This window comes from Lacinutrix sp. 5H-3-7-4, from assembly GCF_000211855.2.
In the GTDB taxonomy this organism is placed as follows: Bacteria; Bacteroidota; Bacteroidia; order Flavobacteriales; family Flavobacteriaceae; genus Lacinutrix.
Window position 1 is genome coordinate 1,828,164 of sequence record NC_015638.1, and the last position, 16,260, is coordinate 1,844,423.

17 protein-coding genes are annotated in these 16,260 nt (G+C 34.7%); 15 read left to right on the forward strand and 2 right to left on the reverse strand.

Going from position 1 to position 16,260, the window contains the following annotated elements; genetic code table 11:
• Positions 1-46: 46 nt before the first annotated feature.
• The 13 genes from LACAL_RS08080 (at position 47) to LACAL_RS08140 (ending at position 12,743) form a co-directional block, all read left to right on the forward strand.
• Complete coding sequence (locus LACAL_RS08080) at positions 47-1,120, forward strand: 2Fe-2S iron-sulfur cluster-binding protein (RefSeq protein ID WP_013870235.1); 1,074 nt, start codon at positions 47-49, stop codon at positions 1,118-1,120.
• Between the two features lie 236 nt (positions 1,121-1,356).
• Positions 1,357-2,313: a 1,2-phenylacetyl-CoA epoxidase subunit PaaA gene (gene paaA, locus LACAL_RS08085; RefSeq protein WP_013870236.1), complete on the forward strand. Its 957-nt coding sequence runs from the start codon at positions 1,357-1,359 to the stop codon at positions 2,311-2,313.
• A 280-nt stretch (positions 2,314-2,593) separates the two neighbouring features.
• Complete coding sequence (gene paaB / locus LACAL_RS08090) at positions 2,594-2,881, forward strand: 1,2-phenylacetyl-CoA epoxidase subunit PaaB (RefSeq protein ID WP_013870237.1); 288 nt, start codon at positions 2,594-2,596, stop codon at positions 2,879-2,881.
• Positions 2,882-2,941: 60 nt separating this feature from the next.
• Positions 2,942-3,697: a 1,2-phenylacetyl-CoA epoxidase subunit PaaC gene (gene paaC, locus LACAL_RS08095; protein WP_013870238.1), complete on the forward strand. Its 756-nt coding sequence runs from the start codon at positions 2,942-2,944 to the stop codon at positions 3,695-3,697.
• A 53-nt stretch (positions 3,698-3,750) separates the two neighbouring features.
• The gene (paaD, locus tag LACAL_RS08100) at positions 3,751-4,251 is read left to right on the forward strand and encodes a 1,2-phenylacetyl-CoA epoxidase subunit PaaD (protein WP_013870239.1); all 501 of its coding nucleotides are present in this window, start codon (positions 3,751-3,753) and stop codon (positions 4,249-4,251) included.
• 116 nt (positions 4,252-4,367) lie between these two features.
• Positions 4,368-5,150 (forward strand): enoyl-CoA hydratase-related protein, encoded by a 783-nt coding sequence (locus LACAL_RS08105; protein WP_013870240.1) that lies wholly within the window; start codon positions 4,368-4,370, stop codon positions 5,148-5,150.
• A 52-nt stretch (positions 5,151-5,202) separates the two neighbouring features.
• Complete coding sequence (locus tag LACAL_RS08110; protein ID WP_013870241.1) at positions 5,203-6,357, forward strand: 3-hydroxyacyl-CoA dehydrogenase NAD-binding domain-containing protein; 1,155 nt, start codon at positions 5,203-5,205, stop codon at positions 6,355-6,357.
• Positions 6,358-6,394: 37 nt separating this feature from the next.
• Entirely contained in the window at positions 6,395-6,778 is a 384-nt protein-coding gene (locus LACAL_RS08115) for a four helix bundle protein (RefSeq protein ID WP_013870242.1), read from the forward strand.
• A gap of 13 nt (positions 6,779-6,791) precedes the next feature.
• Positions 6,792-7,205 (forward strand): PaaI family thioesterase, encoded by a 414-nt coding sequence (locus LACAL_RS08120; RefSeq protein ID WP_013870243.1) that lies wholly within the window; start codon positions 6,792-6,794, stop codon positions 7,203-7,205.
• A gap of 260 nt (positions 7,206-7,465) precedes the next feature.
• Positions 7,466-8,680: a 3-oxoadipyl-CoA thiolase gene (gene pcaF, locus LACAL_RS08125; protein WP_013870244.1), complete on the forward strand. Its 1,215-nt coding sequence runs from the start codon at positions 7,466-7,468 to the stop codon at positions 8,678-8,680.
• Positions 8,681-9,028: 348 nt separating this feature from the next.
• Entirely contained in the window at positions 9,029-11,566 is a 2,538-nt protein-coding gene (gene paaZ, locus LACAL_RS08130) for a phenylacetic acid degradation bifunctional protein PaaZ (protein WP_013870245.1), read from the forward strand.
• 91 nt (positions 11,567-11,657) lie between these two features.
• A complete protein-coding gene (locus LACAL_RS08135; protein ID WP_013870246.1) occupies positions 11,658-11,945 on the forward strand; it encodes a GIY-YIG nuclease family protein in 288 nt (95 codons plus the stop codon).
• Between the two features lie 45 nt (positions 11,946-11,990).
• Positions 11,991-12,743 carry an enoyl-CoA hydratase/isomerase family protein gene (locus tag LACAL_RS08140; protein ID WP_013870247.1) on the forward strand — a complete coding sequence of 251 codons (753 nt, stop codon included), beginning with the start codon at positions 11,991-11,993 and terminating at the stop codon, positions 12,741-12,743.
• An 8-nt stretch (positions 12,744-12,751) separates the two neighbouring features.
• On the opposite strand, the gene LACAL_RS08145 is transcribed toward LACAL_RS08140, so the two are convergent.
• The gene (locus LACAL_RS08145; protein WP_013870248.1) at positions 12,752-13,042 is read right to left on the reverse strand and encodes a hypothetical protein; all 291 of its coding nucleotides are present in this window, start codon (positions 13,040-13,042) and stop codon (positions 12,752-12,754) included.
• Positions 13,043-13,146: 104 nt separating this feature from the next.
• Between LACAL_RS08145 and LACAL_RS08150 the strand changes: the two genes are divergently transcribed.
• On the forward strand, positions 13,147-13,743 hold the full coding sequence (locus LACAL_RS08150; RefSeq protein ID WP_013870249.1) for a transferase hexapeptide repeat family protein: 597 nt from the start codon (positions 13,147-13,149) through the stop codon (positions 13,741-13,743).
• Position 13,744: 1 nt separating this feature from the next.
• On the opposite strand, the gene LACAL_RS08155 is transcribed toward LACAL_RS08150, so the two are convergent.
• Positions 13,745-14,644 (reverse strand): AraC family transcriptional regulator, encoded by a 900-nt coding sequence (locus LACAL_RS08155; RefSeq protein ID WP_041301399.1) that lies wholly within the window; start codon positions 14,642-14,644, stop codon positions 13,745-13,747.
• A gap of 196 nt (positions 14,645-14,840) precedes the next feature.
• On the opposite strand from LACAL_RS08155, the gene LACAL_RS08160 reads away from it, so the two are divergent.
• Positions 14,841-16,256 carry an aldehyde dehydrogenase family protein gene (locus LACAL_RS08160; protein WP_013870251.1) on the forward strand — a complete coding sequence of 472 codons (1,416 nt, stop codon included), beginning with the start codon at positions 14,841-14,843 and terminating at the stop codon, positions 16,254-16,256.
• Positions 16,257-16,260: the final 4 nt, after the last annotated feature.

The window sequence follows — 16,260 nt, forward strand, 5'->3', positions numbered from 1 at the left end:
TGTATCACTAACTAACAAGTGTTAGTTTAAGGATTAAGAAATAATAATGGCACAATTCTATAAACTAAAAATACAAGATATATATAAGGAGACAGACGATACTTCGGTTGTTTCTTTCGCTGTTCCAGATAATTTAAAAAACGAATTCAAATTTCGTCAAGGTCAGCATTTAACGCTAAAAGCAGATATTAATGGCGAAGATGTTCGTCGTTCATATTCACTATGTTCTGGCCCAAACGATAACGAGTGGAAAGTTGCAGTAAAACAAATTTCCGGAGGTAAGTTTTCAAGTTATATAAATAATAATTTAAAAGCAGGAGACGAGCTAGAAGTTATGGTGCCAAGTGGAACATTTGGTGTCGAGGTACAGCCAGAAGCATCAAAAAATTATCTGTTTTTTGCAGCAGGAAGTGGTATCACGCCAGTGCTTTCAATGTTAAAAGCACATTTATCGGCAGAGCCTAACGCAACTTGCAAATTGTTTTACGTTAATAAAACAGCAAAATCAATAATCTTTAAAGAAGCCTTAGAGCAACTTCGAAACACATACTTTGGTAGATTAGAAATCTATTATTTTTTAACCAAAGAACGTCGTGATATCGAGTTGTTTAACGGACGTTTTGACGATGAAAAGATGCAAGTTTTAACCAAAACGTTTATAGATATCCCAGACACAAGCGAGGTTTTCCTTTGCGGACCAGAAAAAATGGTACACTTCGTAAGTGACTATTTAGTAAACGCAGGTTTACCTAAAGAACTCGTGCATTTCGAGTTATTCGTAACAGGTTTATCAGACGAAGATATTAAAAGAGCCGAGCGTCTAGCACAACAAAATGTAGAAGGAACAGAAGTAACCATAGTCGATGGCGGAAAAGAATTCGCCTTCACCATGACCAAAGAGTACGATAACATTCTCGATGCAGCCTTAGGTGCAGGAGCCGATTTGCCATTCGCCTGCAAAGGTGGCGTTTGTAGCACCTGCAAATGCGAGGTCATAGAAGGAAACGTAGAAATGAAAATAAATTATGCGCTAGACGATAAAGAAGTCGCGCAAAACCTGGTGCTAAGCTGTCAAGCAGTACCAACAACAGATAAAGTAATCGTCGATTTTGATGTGTGAGCCAAAGGCGAGCATTCCCATGAAAATGGGAATCTTATCTATATGTAATAATAATTTTAGCGTTACCCAAAAGGGTCAGGCTTTCGGCAGTCGCTTTTTTTGAGAAAAACAAAAAAGAGCTTCAACAAAGCCTCAATCCTTAACGCGCCAACAGCAAAAGGCCAACAGCCAACAGCTAATAAAAAAGAAGTTCAACAAGCTAAAAGCCAAAAGCTAGTAGCTAAAAGCTTAAGATTATGAGTGAAGAACAAGTAAAAAATTTAGAAGAACAATTCGAAGCACGTATCGCAAGAGACGAGAAAATCGAACCAAAAGATTGGATGCCAGAAAAATATCGTAAAACGCATATTAGGCAAATGTCGCAACACGCACATTCCGAAATTGTAGGTATGCTTCCAGAAGGTAACTGGATTACAAGAGCACCTTCTTTAAGACGTAAAGTAGCATTGCTTGCAAAAGTTCAAGACGAAGCTGGACATGGATTATATCTATATTCAGCAACCGAAACTTTAGGTATTTCTAGAGAAGAAATGTACGAGCAGTTACATACAGGTAAAGCAAAATATTCATCTATTTTTAACTATCCAACAATAACTTGGGCAGATATGGGAGCCATTGGCTGGTTAGTTGATGGTGCAGCAATTATTAATCAAGTGCCATTATGTAACACGTCTTATGGACCATACGCAAGAGCAATGATTCGTGTGTGTAAAGAAGAAAGTTTCCACCAACGTCAAGGGTATGAAATCATGATAAAATTGGCAAACGGAACACCAGAACAAAAGGAAATGGCACAAGATGCTTTAAATCGTTGGTGGTGGCCAAGTTTAATGATGCTTGGACCAACAGATGCAGAGTCAATCCATACAGCACAATCTATGAAATGGAAACTAAAACGTAAGTCTAACGACGATTTACGTCAGCAGTTCATAGATCAAACCGTTCCGCAAGCAGAATTAATTGGTTTAACCATTCCAGATCCAGATTTAAAATGGAATGAAGAACGCCAAAGTTATGACTTTGGAGAAATCGATTGGGACGAGTTTTGGCAAGTGGTAAAAGGTCATGGACCAATGAATAAGGAACGCATGAAAGCAAGAGTAAATGCATGGGAAGAAGGTGAATGGGTTAGAGACGCAGCAATGGCTCATGCGGAGAAGAAACAAGAAAGAAAAGAGAAGAAAGCGGTTTAATAAAGTTAAATAGTCAATGACTTTTGATTTAAAAATCAGTTAGCAAATAATCACCACGTTGAAATGCAGAATAATAAAATGAAATCGTTAAGAATTTTTGAAGCCTTGGAAAAAATTTAGATTTTATTTTGAGGTTTTAAAACTCTAAAAGAAGTTTTAAAAATTCCTCATTTCAACTTGAACTTTTGGTTCGTTTTGTTTCAAGACAAAATGAACATTAAGAAAAAAGAAAACATAAATATAATTAACAAGATACCTGTTCTCACAGGCATTAGAAATTATGTCAACAAAAAATTGGCCCTTATGGGAAGTCTTCGTAAGAAGTAAAAACGGATTAGAACATCGTCACTGCGGAAGTTTACACGCAGCAGATGAGGAAATGGCATTAGAAAACGCAAGAGATGTCTACACTAGAAGAAGCGAAGGTGTAAGTATTTGGGTGGTAGAATCTAAGCATATTACAGCATCCAATCCTGAGAATAATGGTGAAATGTTTGAACCTGCTCAAGATAAAGTATATCGTCATCCAACATTTTACGATTTACCAGACGAAGTAAAGCATATGTGATAAATCTTTGATTTGTCATCCTGAACTTGTTTCAGGATCTTATCAAATGAAACAATTAAAATGAAAAACGAAAACTTATACAAATACATACTTGGTATAGCAGACAATTCACTTATTCTTGGACAAAGACTAGGAGAGTTAACAGGTCACGGACCAAGCTTAGAAACAGATATTGCCTGTACTAATATTTCACTAGATTTATTTGGTCAAGTACGCAGCTATTACCAATATGCAGCAAAAATAGCTGGTGATAATAGAACCGAAGATGATATTGCAATGCTTCGTAAAGAAAGAGAATATGTAAATGTGTTATTGGTAGAACAACCAAATACCAATTTTGCATATACTATTGCACGTCAGTTTTTGTTCGATGTGTATCACTTTCTCTTTTTAACTCAATTGGAAAAAAGTAAGGATTTAACGCTTTCAGCAATTGCAACAAAGTCGCTAAAAGAAGTAAGCTATCATCAACGTTTTTCTACCGATTGGTTAAAACGATTGGGAGATGGAACAGCTGAAAGTAAAGAAAAAATGCAAGAAGCCATAGATGGTTTATGGACCTACACAGATGAGCTTTTTCATCAAACCGAAGCAGATATAGCTATGGTTTCAGAAGGTGTTGGTGTAGATGTAACCAAACTAAAGGAAGCATATTACGAGAAAGTAGAAGCGGTTTTAAAAGAAGCAACTTTAACTGTTCCGGAATCTAAGTGGTTTCAAAAAGGAGGGAAACAAGGTATTCATACAGAACATTTAGGATATTTATTAAGCGATTTACAATACATGCAGCGTACCTATCCAAATATGGAATGGTAACAAATCATTGATTTGTCATCCTGAACTTGATTCAGGATCTCATAAAAAATAATATGACAACAACAGAGCAAAACATAGAATCAATATTAATTCCAATTCTGGAAAAAGTGTCTGATCCTGAAATTCCAGTATTATCCATTATGGATATGGGAGTTGTCCGTTCTGCTGTCATCGAAAATAATAAAGTGAAAGTTCAAATCACACCAACCTATAGTGGTTGTCCAGCAATGGACGTGATTGGTGACGATATAAAAGCAGCTTTAAAAACCGCAGGATATGATTCTGAAATAGAATTAATCCTTGCACCAGCTTGGACAACCGATTGGATTACACCAAGAGGACGAAAAGCGCTAGAAGATTACGGTATTGCAGCACCTTTAAATGCAGAAGCAGATAAAGACGTGTTGCTAAATGGAAAACGATTGGTGAAATGTACTAATTGTGGTTCCACAAATACAAGATTAGTAAGTCAGTTTGGTTCTACAGCATGCAAAGCACAATTTCAGTGCGACGATTGCCAAGAGCCTTTCGATTATTTTAAATGTTTGAAATGACAACATATTGTCATTCTGAACTTGATTCAGGATCTCATCAAAAAAATAGAACTGAAATTTTTAAATAAAACGATTTGTCATTCCGCATTTGATGCAGAATTCAAAATAAAAAACATATGAGTAAAAGCATTCTTTTAAAAATAGAAAATAAAATAGCTTACATCACGCTAAACAGACCAGAAGTATTTAATAGTATTAATCGCGAAATGGCATTTCTATTTCAAGATACTTTAGATACTTGCGAAGCAAATGCAGACGTTAGAGCCATTGTAATCACTGGAGCAGGAAAAGCGTTTGGTGCTGGTCAAGATTTAAAGGAAGTTACAGATCCAGACTTAAATCCTGGTTTCAAAAAAATATTAGACGAGCACTATAATCCAATAATAATGAAAATTCGTGCTATAAAAAAGCCAATTATCGCAGCAGTAAATGGTGTTGCAGCTGGAGCAGCAGCCAATATTGCTTTAGCTTGTGATATTGTTGTAGCACATGAAAAAGTGAATTTTATTCAAGCATTTAGTTTAATAGGCTTAATTCCAGATAGTGCAGGAACGTATTTTTTACCTCGATTAATCGGTTTTCAAAAAGCGCAAGCATTAGCTATGTTAGGTGATAAGATTGGAGCTGAAGAAGCAGAAAAAATGGGAATGATTTACAAAATGATTCCATTAGAAAATTTTGAAGAAGACGTTAATAAACTCGCTTTAAAATTAGCAAACATGCCAACCTTAGCTCTAGGTAAAATTAAAGAAGCATTTAATGCATCATTAACCAATACTTTAGAGCAACAACTGGCTTTAGAATCTAAATTACAAATAGAAGCAGCAAGTAGTAATGATTATGCCGAAGGTGTTGCTGCATTTATTGAAAAACGTAAACCAAATTTCAAAGGCAATTAAATAACAGTTTTGTCATTCTGCACGTGATGCGGAATCCATAAAAAAGAAATAAATGAACGTAGGAATAATAGGATCTGGCACAATGGGAAGCGGCATAGCACAAGTTGCTGCAACTGCTGGTTGTAAAGTAAAATTATACGATACCAATCAAGCGGCTTTAGATAAAGCTAAAGCGAGTTTGGAGAAAATTTTAAATCGTTTAATTGAAAAAGGACGAATAAATACAGAAGAAAAAAACAGAATTCAATCTAACATTTCTTATGTAGATAGTCTTAAAGATTTAGCAGATGCTAACTTAACGATCGAAGCTATTATTGAAAACCTAGACATTAAGAAAAAAGTCTTTTCAGAATTAGAAAGTTATGTTGCATACGATTGCATCATAGCATCAAACACATCAAGTTTATCCATAGCATCCATTGCAGCTTCACTACAAAAACCAGAACGCTGTGTCGGAATTCATTTTTTCAATCCAGCACCTTTAATGAAATTGGTGGAGGTTATTCCTGCTATTCAAACCTCAAAAGAAGTGCTTGAAAAAGCCATTCAAACGATTTCCAATTGGAAAAAAGTTGTGGCTGTTGCTAAAGACACACCAGGTTTTATTGTAAACAGAGTCGCAAGACCTTTTTATGGCGAAGCATTAAGAATATATGAAGAAGGATTGGCAGATTTTACAACCATAGATTACAGTTTAAAAAGTTTAGGTGGTTTCAGAATGGGACCATTTGAGTTGATGGATTTTATAGGAAATGATGTTAATTATACAGTAACCGAAACCGTATTTACAGCATTTTATTTCGATCCAAGATATAAACCAGCATTCACACAAAAGCGTTTTGCAGAAGCAGGATATTTAGGACGTAAATCAGGAAAAGGTTATTATGATTATTCTGAAGGAGCTGTAAAACCAGAACCAAAAGAAGATAATGATGTAGCAGAACAAATATGCAACAGAGTTTTAGTCATGTTAATCAATGAAGCAGCAGACGCACTATTCTTAAATATTGCTTCAGCAGAAGATATAGATAATGCTATGACCAAAGGTGTCAACTATCCAAAAGGGTTATTGGCTTGGGCAGATGAAAAAGGCATCGATTGGTGTGTTAATAAAATGGATGAATTATATAACGAGTACCACGAAGATAGATACCGTTGCAGTCCATTATTACGTAAAATGAATAGAGAAAACAAAACGTTTTTTTAATTAGAGAGGAATTAGGGATTAGGAAATAGGCATTAGTATGAAAAGTAATTACCATTTTAAATTTGAGGATTTAATAGTATATCAAAAAGCTATGGACTTTGGAGAAGTGGTTGATGAACAAGTAAAACAATTTCCTAATCACGAATTATATGCTTTGTCTTCGCAATTTAGAAGAGCAGCAGATTCTATTGCTTTAAACCTTGCAGAAGGATATCCTGGTTCAGATGCTCAATTTGTTAAGCATATTAATCATGCTATTCATAGTGCTAATGAATGTGTAAGTTGTAGTACCAAAGCTAAAAGAAGAAAGTATGTTAGTTTTGAACAGAATGAAAATAATAGAAAATTAATTTCTGAATTAACTAAAATGATGTCATCATTAAGAAATAAAATTATTGAACGAAATAAGACTAATCCCTAATACCAAATCCCTAATGCCTTTAACTGGAGACCAAATCCCACATAAAATGTTATCCCAAGATGCCTACAGCACGTGGCTAGGAATCGAAATCCTAGAATGCGAAATAGGTCGCTGTAAAGTAGCAATGACTGTAAGAAAAGAAATGCTAAATAGCATGGGTAAAGCACATGGCGGAATCAGTTATTCCTTAGCTGATACAGCTTTTGGCTTTGCAGCAAATACACATGGTAAATATGCAGTGTCTATAGAAACAAGCATTAATCATATTGAAGCATTGGAAGAAGGCGATTATTTAACAGCAGAATCTGTAATAGAAAACGTAAAAAATAAATTAGGTTTCAATATTATTGAAGTAAAAAGAGGAGAAGAATTAGTTGCACTTTTTAAAGGTGTGGTTTATAGAACAAGTAAATCTTGGGAAGAATAGTATAGAATTAAAGCACTAACAAAATTAAAAAGTCAAGTCCCTATTTCAATTCATAGAATTGAACATTGAAATGCAGAAATAATGAATGAAGGAATGTAGATGCAAAGCGAAGCTTTAAGCACGTAATTCCGAAAGAGAATGTTGCTTTAGCAATTTCCTCATTTCAATATGATTTTTTGGTTCGTTTTGTATCAAGACAAAATGAATAGAAGAAAAAAGAAATAACAATATAAAAGCTCCTGTCTAAGCAGGCATTAATTATGAAAGAAGCATACATAATAGACGGAATTAGAACACCAATAGGAAACTACAAAGGCACTTTATCTGCTGTTCGTACAGACGATTTAGGCGCTTTAGTAATTTCAGAAGTTGTAAAACGTAATCCAAACATCCCAAAAGAAGCATACGACGATGTTATTATGGGTTGTGCCAACCAAGCAGGAGAAGACAATCGTAATGTTGCACGTATGTCTTCACTCTTAGCAGGATTACCATATACCGTTCCTGGCGAAACCGTTAACCGACTTTGTAGTTCAGGATTATCAGCAATTATTCATGCTAATCGTGCCATAAAAACAGGCGATGGAGATGTTTTTATTTCTGGTGGAGTAGAAAACATGACACGCGGACCATACGTTATGGCAAAACCATCATCAGCATTTGGAGGCGATTCAAAAATGTATGATTCTACTTTCGGATGGCGATTTGTAAATCCGAAAATGCACGAAATGTATGGCACAGATGGCATGGGAATGACTGCAGAAAACTTAGTAGAAAAATATAATATATCTCGCGAAGACCAAGATAAATTCGCACTTTGGAGTCAGCAAAAGGCAACCAAAGCACAAGAAAACGGACGACTAGCAAAAGAAATAGTTACTGTCGAAATTCCGCAACGTAAAAAAGACCCAATTCAATTTTCAAAAGATGAGTTTGTAAAACCAACAACATCTCTTGAGGTTTTAGGAAAACTAAGAGCAGCCTTTAAAAAAGAAGGCGGAAGCGTAACTGCAGGAAATTCTTCAGGATTAAACGATGGAGCAGCAGCAACCATTATTGCGAGTGAAGATGCGGTGAAAAAGTATAATTTAAAACCATTAGCAAGAATAGTGAGTTCTGCAGTGGTTGGTGTCGAGCCAAGAATCATGGGTATTGGTCCAGTGCAAGCGTCTAATAAAGCATTAGAAAAAGCAGGTTTAACCATGGACGATATGGATATCATCGAGCTTAACGAAGCCTTTGCGGCACAAGCTTTGGCCTGCATTCGCGCTTGGGGATTAGAAGATAACGACCCAAGAATTAATCCAAATGGAGGTGCCATTGCCATTGGTCATCCACTTGGCGTTACAGGAGCAAGAGTGGCCTATTCTGCGGCTTTAGAGTTGCAGGAGCAGAACAAGAAATATGCGTTGATTACCATGTGTATAGGCGTTGGACAAGGTTACGCGGCAATAATTGAAAATGTAAATATGTAATATAGTTTGGGCGTTACCACAAGGGTCGCGCTTTCACTACTCGCTCTTTTTTAGAAAAACAAAAAGGAGCTCAAACAAACCGTTCAATCGCTAACGCAGCAATCCGCTAAGATTAGTGATTAATTAAAGTTTTGTCATTCTTGCGTAGGCAGGAATCTCTTAGTAAAAAGGAAATAAATTTTGACTAAGAAAGAACATAGCAAGTAAGTGCGTTAGGGATAGAGGCATTTGTTGAAGCTCTTTTTTGTTTTTCACAAAAAAAGCGACTGCCGAAAGCCCGACCTTTAGGTAACGCCAAAAAAGAATAGAAGTCTAATTTAATAGATACCCATTTTCGTGGGCATTAAGATGGAAAAGATAAAACATTACGTTCAAGGTTCTTGGACAACAGGAAAAGAAGAAGGAACACCAATCTTAGATGCAGTAACTGGCGAAGCATTCACTAGCGTTGCAATAGAAGGATTAGACGTTCCTGAAATTTTAAACTACGGACGAACAAAAGGAGGAGAAGTACTTCGTAAAATGACCTTTCAAGAGCGTGGAAACATGCTTAAAAAACTAGCATTATATCTTACCAAAAGAAAAGATGCTTTTTACGATTTAAGTTATAGAACAGGAGCAACCAAAGTAGATAGTTGGATAGATATTGAAGGTGGTTTTGGTAACCTGTTTGCAAACGCGTCGTTACGAAAATTGTTTCCTAATCAACCCTATCACGTAGAAGGCGATGCTATCGATTTGTCTCGTGGTGGACGCTTTATGGCGCATCATATTATGGTGCCTAAAAAAGGAGTTGCAGTGCATATTAATGCTTTTAACTTCCCAGTTTGGGGCATGTTAGAAAAATGTGCGGTAAACTGGATGGCTGGAGTTCCTGCGGTAGTGTTACCTGCACCTTCATCATCTTATTTAGCAGAAGCAGTTGCAAGAACCATTATAGATTCTGGAATTTTGCCAGAAGGCGCATTACAAATCATAAACGGAACGGTTAAAAATATTCTAGACACTGTAGAATCCCAAGATGTAGTTACCTTTACAGGTTCTGCACAAACCGGACGCTTATTAAAAGCGCATCCAAGATTAATTCAAGAATCTGTACCTTTTACTATGGAAGCCGATTCTTTAAATGCTTCTATTTTAGGAGAAGATGCGGTTCCTGGAACACCAGAATTCGACTTGTTTATTAAAGAAGTTAGAAAGGAAATGACGGTTAAAGCAGGTCAAAAATGTACTGCCATTAGACGCATCATTGTTCCTGAGAAATTAGTAGACGATGTAGAAACTGCATTAGCAAAACAACTAGATAAAGTAACTATTGGAGACCCAAGATTAAAAGAGGTGAGAATGGGTTCTTTAGTTAGTCATCAACAAGTACAAGCAGTTCGAGATTCAGTAAATGATTTGTCAAAAGAAGCACAAATTGTATACGGTAATTTAAACGAAATTAATACCATTGGAGCAGATGCCAAAAAAGGCGCATTTATTAGTCCGATTTTATTACGAGCAGATAACCCATTTCAAAATACAGTCATTCACGAACGTGAAGCATTTGGACCAGTAAGTACCATCATGCCTTATAAAAACCTAGACGAAGCCATTACTTTGGCGCAAATGGGAAAAGGATCGTTAGTGTCTTCTATTGCTACCAATGATGATAAAATCGCTAAAGAGTATGTGATAAATGCAGCATCTCATCATGGTAGAATTTTAGTTTTAAATAGAGAAAGTGCGAAGCAAAGTACAGGTCATGGTTCGCCATTACCATATTTAGTTCATGGCGGTCCAGGACGTGCTGGTGGAGGTGAAGAAATGGGAGGCATGCGAGGTATTAAACATTATTTACAACGTACAGCCATTCAAGGTTCGCCTACAACGATAACGGAAATTACAGGAATTTACCAGCAAAATGCAAAATACAAGGAAGCAGAACAGCATCCGTTTCAATACCATTGGGAAGACATCCAACCAGGAATGTCATTAAAAACCCATAAGCGTACATTAACTGATAATGATATTCAAAATTTTGCCAATTTAACTTGGGATCATTTTTATGCACATACTGATATTACATCTTTAGATGGAAGTATTTTCGAAAAGAGAACAGCGCATGGTTATTTCATTATTTCAGCAGCAGCAGGATTATTTGTGTATCCAAATAAAGGACCAGTTGCAGCCAATTATGGTTTAGATAGTATTCGTTTTTTAAGACCATTATATCATAACGATACTATTTATGTACGTTTAACCTGCAAGGAAAAAGTAGATAGAGATGTTGCTTCTGCAGAACACCCAAGTGGTATTGTAAAATGGCACGTTGAGGTATTTGATGCTAATTTTGAAAACCGTCCCGAAAGTCAGAAAACAGAAAAAGATAGTCCGTTAGTAGCTGTCGCAACCATATTAACGATGGTGGAGAAAAAGCAAGAAACCTTTGTGGAGATGACTTCGGAAAAAATTGACGAATGTCTTTCTAATTTAAAAGCAGATGCTAAACCTAAATGGGGAATTATGACGCCACAACACATGATTGAGCATTTAGAATATACCTATAAAATTGCTTCAGGTGAAATTCAAGATTTTGATGTCAATACACCAGAAAAGATTTTAGAAAAAGTACATCATAGTTTATATAACTACGATAAATTCCCGAAGAACAGTCAATTTCCACATTTAGAAAAAGACACATTAGATGATTTAAAGCATGCTGATTTAGAAACAGCAATTGAAAAATTTAAAGAACAACGCGAAAAATATATTGAATTTCATAAAGAGAATCCAGATGTTAAATTGAAGAATTTAGTCTTCGGTGAATTAAATAAATACGAAGCGTATTTATTAGAAAGAAAACATTTGAATCATCACTTTGAGCAATTTAATTTGCTTTAACAAATTGAATTGCTCAAAGCACCCGAGAAATCGGGTGTCTTGAAACTAAAAGCAGTAAGTTGAAATATTGCAGTTTTCAAAGCAAATAACTATGAAACATTACATCTATATAATAACAAATAAAAAGGATGGTGTTTTGTATATTGGAGAGACAAAAAATTTAAAAAAAAGAATTTATCAGCATAAAAATAAAGTCCATCCAACTACATTTTCTGCAAGGTATAATTTAGATAAACTTGTTTACTCAGAAGAGTTTGAGACAAAAGAAGAAGCTAAATTAAGAGAAAAGCAAATGAAAAAATGGAATAGAGCTTGGAAAATAGAATTGATAGAAGAACAAAATGCAAAGTGGTTGGATTTGTATAATAAAATTAAGTAGAACTAAAATTAATAAGATTCCCGTTTTCACGGGAACACTATCGTGATGACAGAACCATACGTAAAACAAACCATAAAAAACGAAGTAGGATACATAGAATTTTTTCATCCTGCTCACAATTCTTTGCCAGGTAATATTCTGGCAGAATTAGCACAAACTATAACAGATGCAGGAACTAACGATGCTATTAAAGTTATCGTGCTTAAAAGTGGAAAAGACAGAACCTTTTGCGCAGGAGCCAGCTTTAAAGAATTAATAAATATTAATGATGCAGCAACAGGGAAAGTATTCTTTTCTGGCTTTGCTAATGTGATTAACGCTATGCGTAAATGTCCAAAATTTATAATTGGTCGCATACAAGGTAAAACTGTTGGCGGTGGAGTAGGATTAGCAGCTTCAACCGATTATTGTATGGCTTCAAAATATGCAGCTATAAAATTAAGCGAGCTAAATATTGGAATTGGACCATTTGTTGTTGGGCCAGCAATAGAGCGTAAAATTGGTTTAAGCGGTATGTCGCAAATCGCAATAGATGCTAATAGTTTTTATCCTGCAGAATGGGCAAAACAAAAAGGATTATTTACACATGTTTTCGAAAGTAATGAAGAACTAGATGAAGCTGTTAAAGCAACAGCAGAACATTTATGTACTTATAATCCAGATGCCATGCAAGAAATGAAAAAAGTCTTTTGGCAAGGTACAGATCATTGGGATGATTTACTTGCTGAGCGTGCTGCAACCAGTGGAAAACTTGTGCTTTCAGAATTTACAAAAGAGAAACTAAAAGGGTTTAAATAAACTTTTAGTTATTCAATGTAAATAATACTGTGCTTAGGTATGGTGATGCCTTGTTTTAAAACAACAAAGTTAGAAGTTACAGCCCAGATAGTAGTATTTACACTTATTAATTTGTTGGTGCTGTCTCTAAAGTAAATTTTTACTTTAGTTTTTAATAAGTTACCTAATTGAGAAGCGCGTTCTAAATAATGAGATCTAAGTTTTCTCTTTTTTGAACTTAGTAAAGTTTCTGTTTTAGAAAATTTTATTTGAGGTATCTCTTCTTTTTGTATAGTTAAAGATGATGTTGGGTAATTCATAAATTAAAGTTTTGTTAGGGAATAGTATGCTTAAATATACAAAACCTTACATTTTATTGTCATTTTTATAGGTATTTAACATTTTTTAAAAATTTTGTATTACTATGGTTTATAGTTTTAATGGGTTTATTCCAGTTGTTCACGAGTCAAGTTTCGTGCATCCTTTGGCTGCAGTCACCGGAAATGTTATTATTGGTAAAAACTGTTACATTGGTCCGGGAGCAGCTATTCGTGGAGATTGGGGACAAATTATTTTAGAAGATGGTGTTAATGTACAAGAAAATTGTACAGTGCATATGTTTCCAGGTAAATCTATCACATTAAAAGAAAGTGCTCATGTTGGTCATGGAGCCATAATTCATGGTGCAAATTTAGGACGTAATTGTCTAATTGGAATGAACACTGTAATCATGGACGATGCCGAAATTGGAGATGAAAGTATTGTTGGAGCGATGGCATTTGTAAAAGCCGAAACTATAATTCCAAATCGTAGCTTGGTCGTTGGTAATCCTGCAAAAGTAATAAAGCAAGTAAGTGATGAAATGATTGCATGGAAAACAAAAGGCACGGAATTATATCAACAATTACCAGGAGATTGTCATGAAACACTTAAAGCAGTTGAGCCACTTCGAGAAGTTCCAGAAAACATGAAAGTTCAAGATGATGTTTATAAAACGCTTAGGGAAACGTTTAAAAAATAGATTAAATAGTTACATTACTATTAGCAAGTTTATTTTTTTTATAAGTCATGGGAGATATACCTTTTATTTTTTTAAACGATTTGTAGAAATGTTCGTAAGTATTAAAACCACTTTGGAAAGCAACACTTTGTAAACTATCGATACTTTTAATTATTTTTAATGAATATTTAATACGTTCTTCCATTATATAATTTACAGGAGTAACTCCAAAAGTCTCTTTAAATCTGCTGAAGAGTTTTGTTTTTCCAAAACCAGAAATACGCACCAAATCATTTATAGTAATTTTATTTCTTAAATTCGTTTTTATATAGCTTATTGTTTTTTCTAAATTCCTATCTTTTATTTTATTCCTCACATTTTCTACCAACAGTGATCCAGCTTCAGTTTGTAGCACTCTCAAAATTAACTCTCGTAAAATAACATTGTTAATTCTAGAACTAAGTCCAGTATTGCCTAATTTTAAATATTTGTAAAAGCGTTCGAAGCTTTCAATAGTGTTAGAATCATTAGAAATAAAATGAGAATGTTTTTCATTTAAAGTATAATCAAAATTTGTTTTCCAAGCTTCGTCTTCCATTAATTCTAGTACTAGATTTTCAATAAATTTAGGTTCAACATCAAGCACTAGGCATTTTGTTGGGTTAGAAAAACTAGCGTTACTTATTTCTACAGTTTGAGTTATGTTAATTTCTGGAATAAATACCATGCCTGGAAAAAACTCAACCTTAACATTTTTAGAAACAACTGTTTTGTGTCCCGAAAGCATTATAGTAATCATGTATTTATCAAAAGTAAATAGAATGTCCTTGCAAGGAGAGTTTGTTTCGTAAATGGTTAATAGTCCATTATCAAACTTATATTCTGTGCTTTTCTCAATAAAAATTTTTCTCTCAATTTTCATATTATGAATTATAGTTAATAAAAGAGGTGTATAATTCAAATATACGTAATTTTAATAGTTAAAAATTGTTAAATGTGTTATAGTTTGAGTAATGCGTATAATAATTCAATAATTTTTTCTTTTTGAATGGTAATTTGGTGCAAAGTTGTTTTAACTCATAAAATAATAACTAAATAAATAATTTCTAAACCTTATCATGAAAACGTACAATACAATAATAGGAGGAAAACAAATAACGGCAAAAAACACCTTTGAAGTTAAAAATCCTGCTACCGAAGAACTTATCGGTCACGCACCAATTTCTACCAAAACAGAAGTAGAACAAGCAGTTAATGCTGCAAAAAAAGCACAGCCAAGTTGGGCTGCTTTAGAAGATGATGTGAGAAAAGACTATATAATGAAAGTTGCAGATGTACTTTCTAATAATACAGAAATATTAGCAAGATGGATAACAAAAGAACAAGGGAAACCTTTGGCTGGGCCTGGTTCTATGTTTGAAATGGAAGCGTGTGTTGGTTGGACTCAAGTTCCAGCATCTTTAGATTTGCCTGTTGAGGTTGTTTTTGAAGATGACACTAGGCGAGACGAATTACATAGAAAACCAATAGGTGTTGTAGCAGCAATAGCACCTTGGAATTGGCCTTTAATGATTGCTATTTGGCAAATAATTCCAGCAATTAGAGCAGGAAATACGGTTGTTTTAAAACCTTCGGAATATACTACAATTGGTACTCTAGAAATGGTAAGATTAATTAATGAAGTGTTGCCTGCTGGAGTTTTAAATACGGTAAGTGGTCCAGGAGAAATTGGAGCAGAGTTAGTTGCTAATAAAGATGTTGGTAAAGTAATGTTCACTGGATCTAACAGTACTGGTGAAAAAATTATTAAGGCTACTGCTGGGAATATGACGCGTTTAACTTTAGAATTAGGAGGTAACGATGCTGCAATTATAATGGAAGATATAAATGCTGAAGCTATAGCTGAAGGTTTATTTTGGGGGTCGTTTTTAAATATGGGACAAACATGTGCTTGTGCCAAACGATTGTATGTTCATGAGAGTAAATATGAAGAAGTAATTAGTGTTCTTAGTGATTTGGCTCAAAAAATGCCTATGGGAAATGGTTTAGACGAAGGTGTTGTTTTAGGACCAATTCAAAATAAAATGCAGTATGATAAAGTGGTGGACTTGGTAGAAGATGCTAAAGCAAATAACGCTCGAATAGTTTGTGGAGGATCTGCCAAAGAAGGGAAAGGTTTTTTCTATCCAATTACAATTATAGCAGATGTTACAGATGGAACAAGAATAGTAGACGAAGAGCAATTTGGACCTGTTTTACCAATTATTAAATATTCGAATATTGAAGAAGCTATAAAAAGTGCTAATAGGTTAGAAGCTGGTTTGGGAGCTTCAGTTTGGTCTTCAAATATAGACGAAGCTAAAAAAGTGGCAGCAAGAGTAGAAGCAGGAACCGTTTGGATAAATCAACATGGAGCAATACATCCAATGGTTCCTTTTGGAGGAATTAAAGGATCTGGTTATGGAGTAGAGTTTGGAGTAGATGGACTAAAATCTGTAACTCAGCCACAAGTAATTAGTATTAATAAAGCTTAATTTT

What these genes read in the sequence shown, in the direction of transcription:
- LACAL_RS08080 (WP_013870235.1), top strand. Translation starts at nt 47, where the DNA reads ATGGCACAATTCTATAAACTAAAAATACAAGATATATATAAGGAGACA.
- paaA (WP_013870236.1), top strand. Translation starts at nt 1,357, where the DNA reads ATGAGTGAAGAACAAGTAAAAAATTTAGAAGAACAATTCGAAGCACGT.
- paaB (WP_013870237.1), top strand. Translation starts at nt 2,594, where the DNA reads ATGTCAACAAAAAATTGGCCCTTATGGGAAGTCTTCGTAAGAAGTAAA.
- paaC (WP_013870238.1), top strand. Translation starts at nt 2,942, where the DNA reads ATGAAAAACGAAAACTTATACAAATACATACTTGGTATAGCAGACAAT.
- paaD (WP_013870239.1), top strand. Translation starts at nt 3,751, where the DNA reads ATGACAACAACAGAGCAAAACATAGAATCAATATTAATTCCAATTCTG.
- LACAL_RS08105 (WP_013870240.1), top strand. Translation starts at nt 4,368, where the DNA reads ATGAGTAAAAGCATTCTTTTAAAAATAGAAAATAAAATAGCTTACATC.
- LACAL_RS08110 (WP_013870241.1), top strand. Translation starts at nt 5,203, where the DNA reads ATGAACGTAGGAATAATAGGATCTGGCACAATGGGAAGCGGCATAGCA.
- LACAL_RS08115 (WP_013870242.1), top strand. Translation starts at nt 6,395, where the DNA reads ATGAAAAGTAATTACCATTTTAAATTTGAGGATTTAATAGTATATCAA.
- LACAL_RS08120 (WP_013870243.1), top strand. Translation starts at nt 6,792, where the DNA reads ATGCCTTTAACTGGAGACCAAATCCCACATAAAATGTTATCCCAAGAT.
- pcaF (WP_013870244.1), top strand. Translation starts at nt 7,466, where the DNA reads ATGAAAGAAGCATACATAATAGACGGAATTAGAACACCAATAGGAAAC.
- paaZ (WP_013870245.1), top strand. Translation starts at nt 9,029, where the DNA reads ATGGAAAAGATAAAACATTACGTTCAAGGTTCTTGGACAACAGGAAAA.
- LACAL_RS08135 (WP_013870246.1), top strand. Translation starts at nt 11,658, where the DNA reads ATGAAACATTACATCTATATAATAACAAATAAAAAGGATGGTGTTTTG.
- LACAL_RS08140 (WP_013870247.1), top strand. Translation starts at nt 11,991, where the DNA reads ATGACAGAACCATACGTAAAACAAACCATAAAAAACGAAGTAGGATAC.
- LACAL_RS08145 (WP_013870248.1), bottom strand. Translation starts at nt 13,042, where the DNA reads ATGAATTACCCAACATCATCTTTAACTATACAAAAAGAAGAGATACCT.
- LACAL_RS08150 (WP_013870249.1), top strand. Translation starts at nt 13,147, where the DNA reads ATGGTTTATAGTTTTAATGGGTTTATTCCAGTTGTTCACGAGTCAAGT.
- LACAL_RS08155 (WP_041301399.1), bottom strand. Translation starts at nt 14,644, where the DNA reads ATGAAAATTGAGAGAAAAATTTTTATTGAGAAAAGCACAGAATATAAG.
- LACAL_RS08160 (WP_013870251.1), top strand. Translation starts at nt 14,841, where the DNA reads ATGAAAACGTACAATACAATAATAGGAGGAAAACAAATAACGGCAAAA.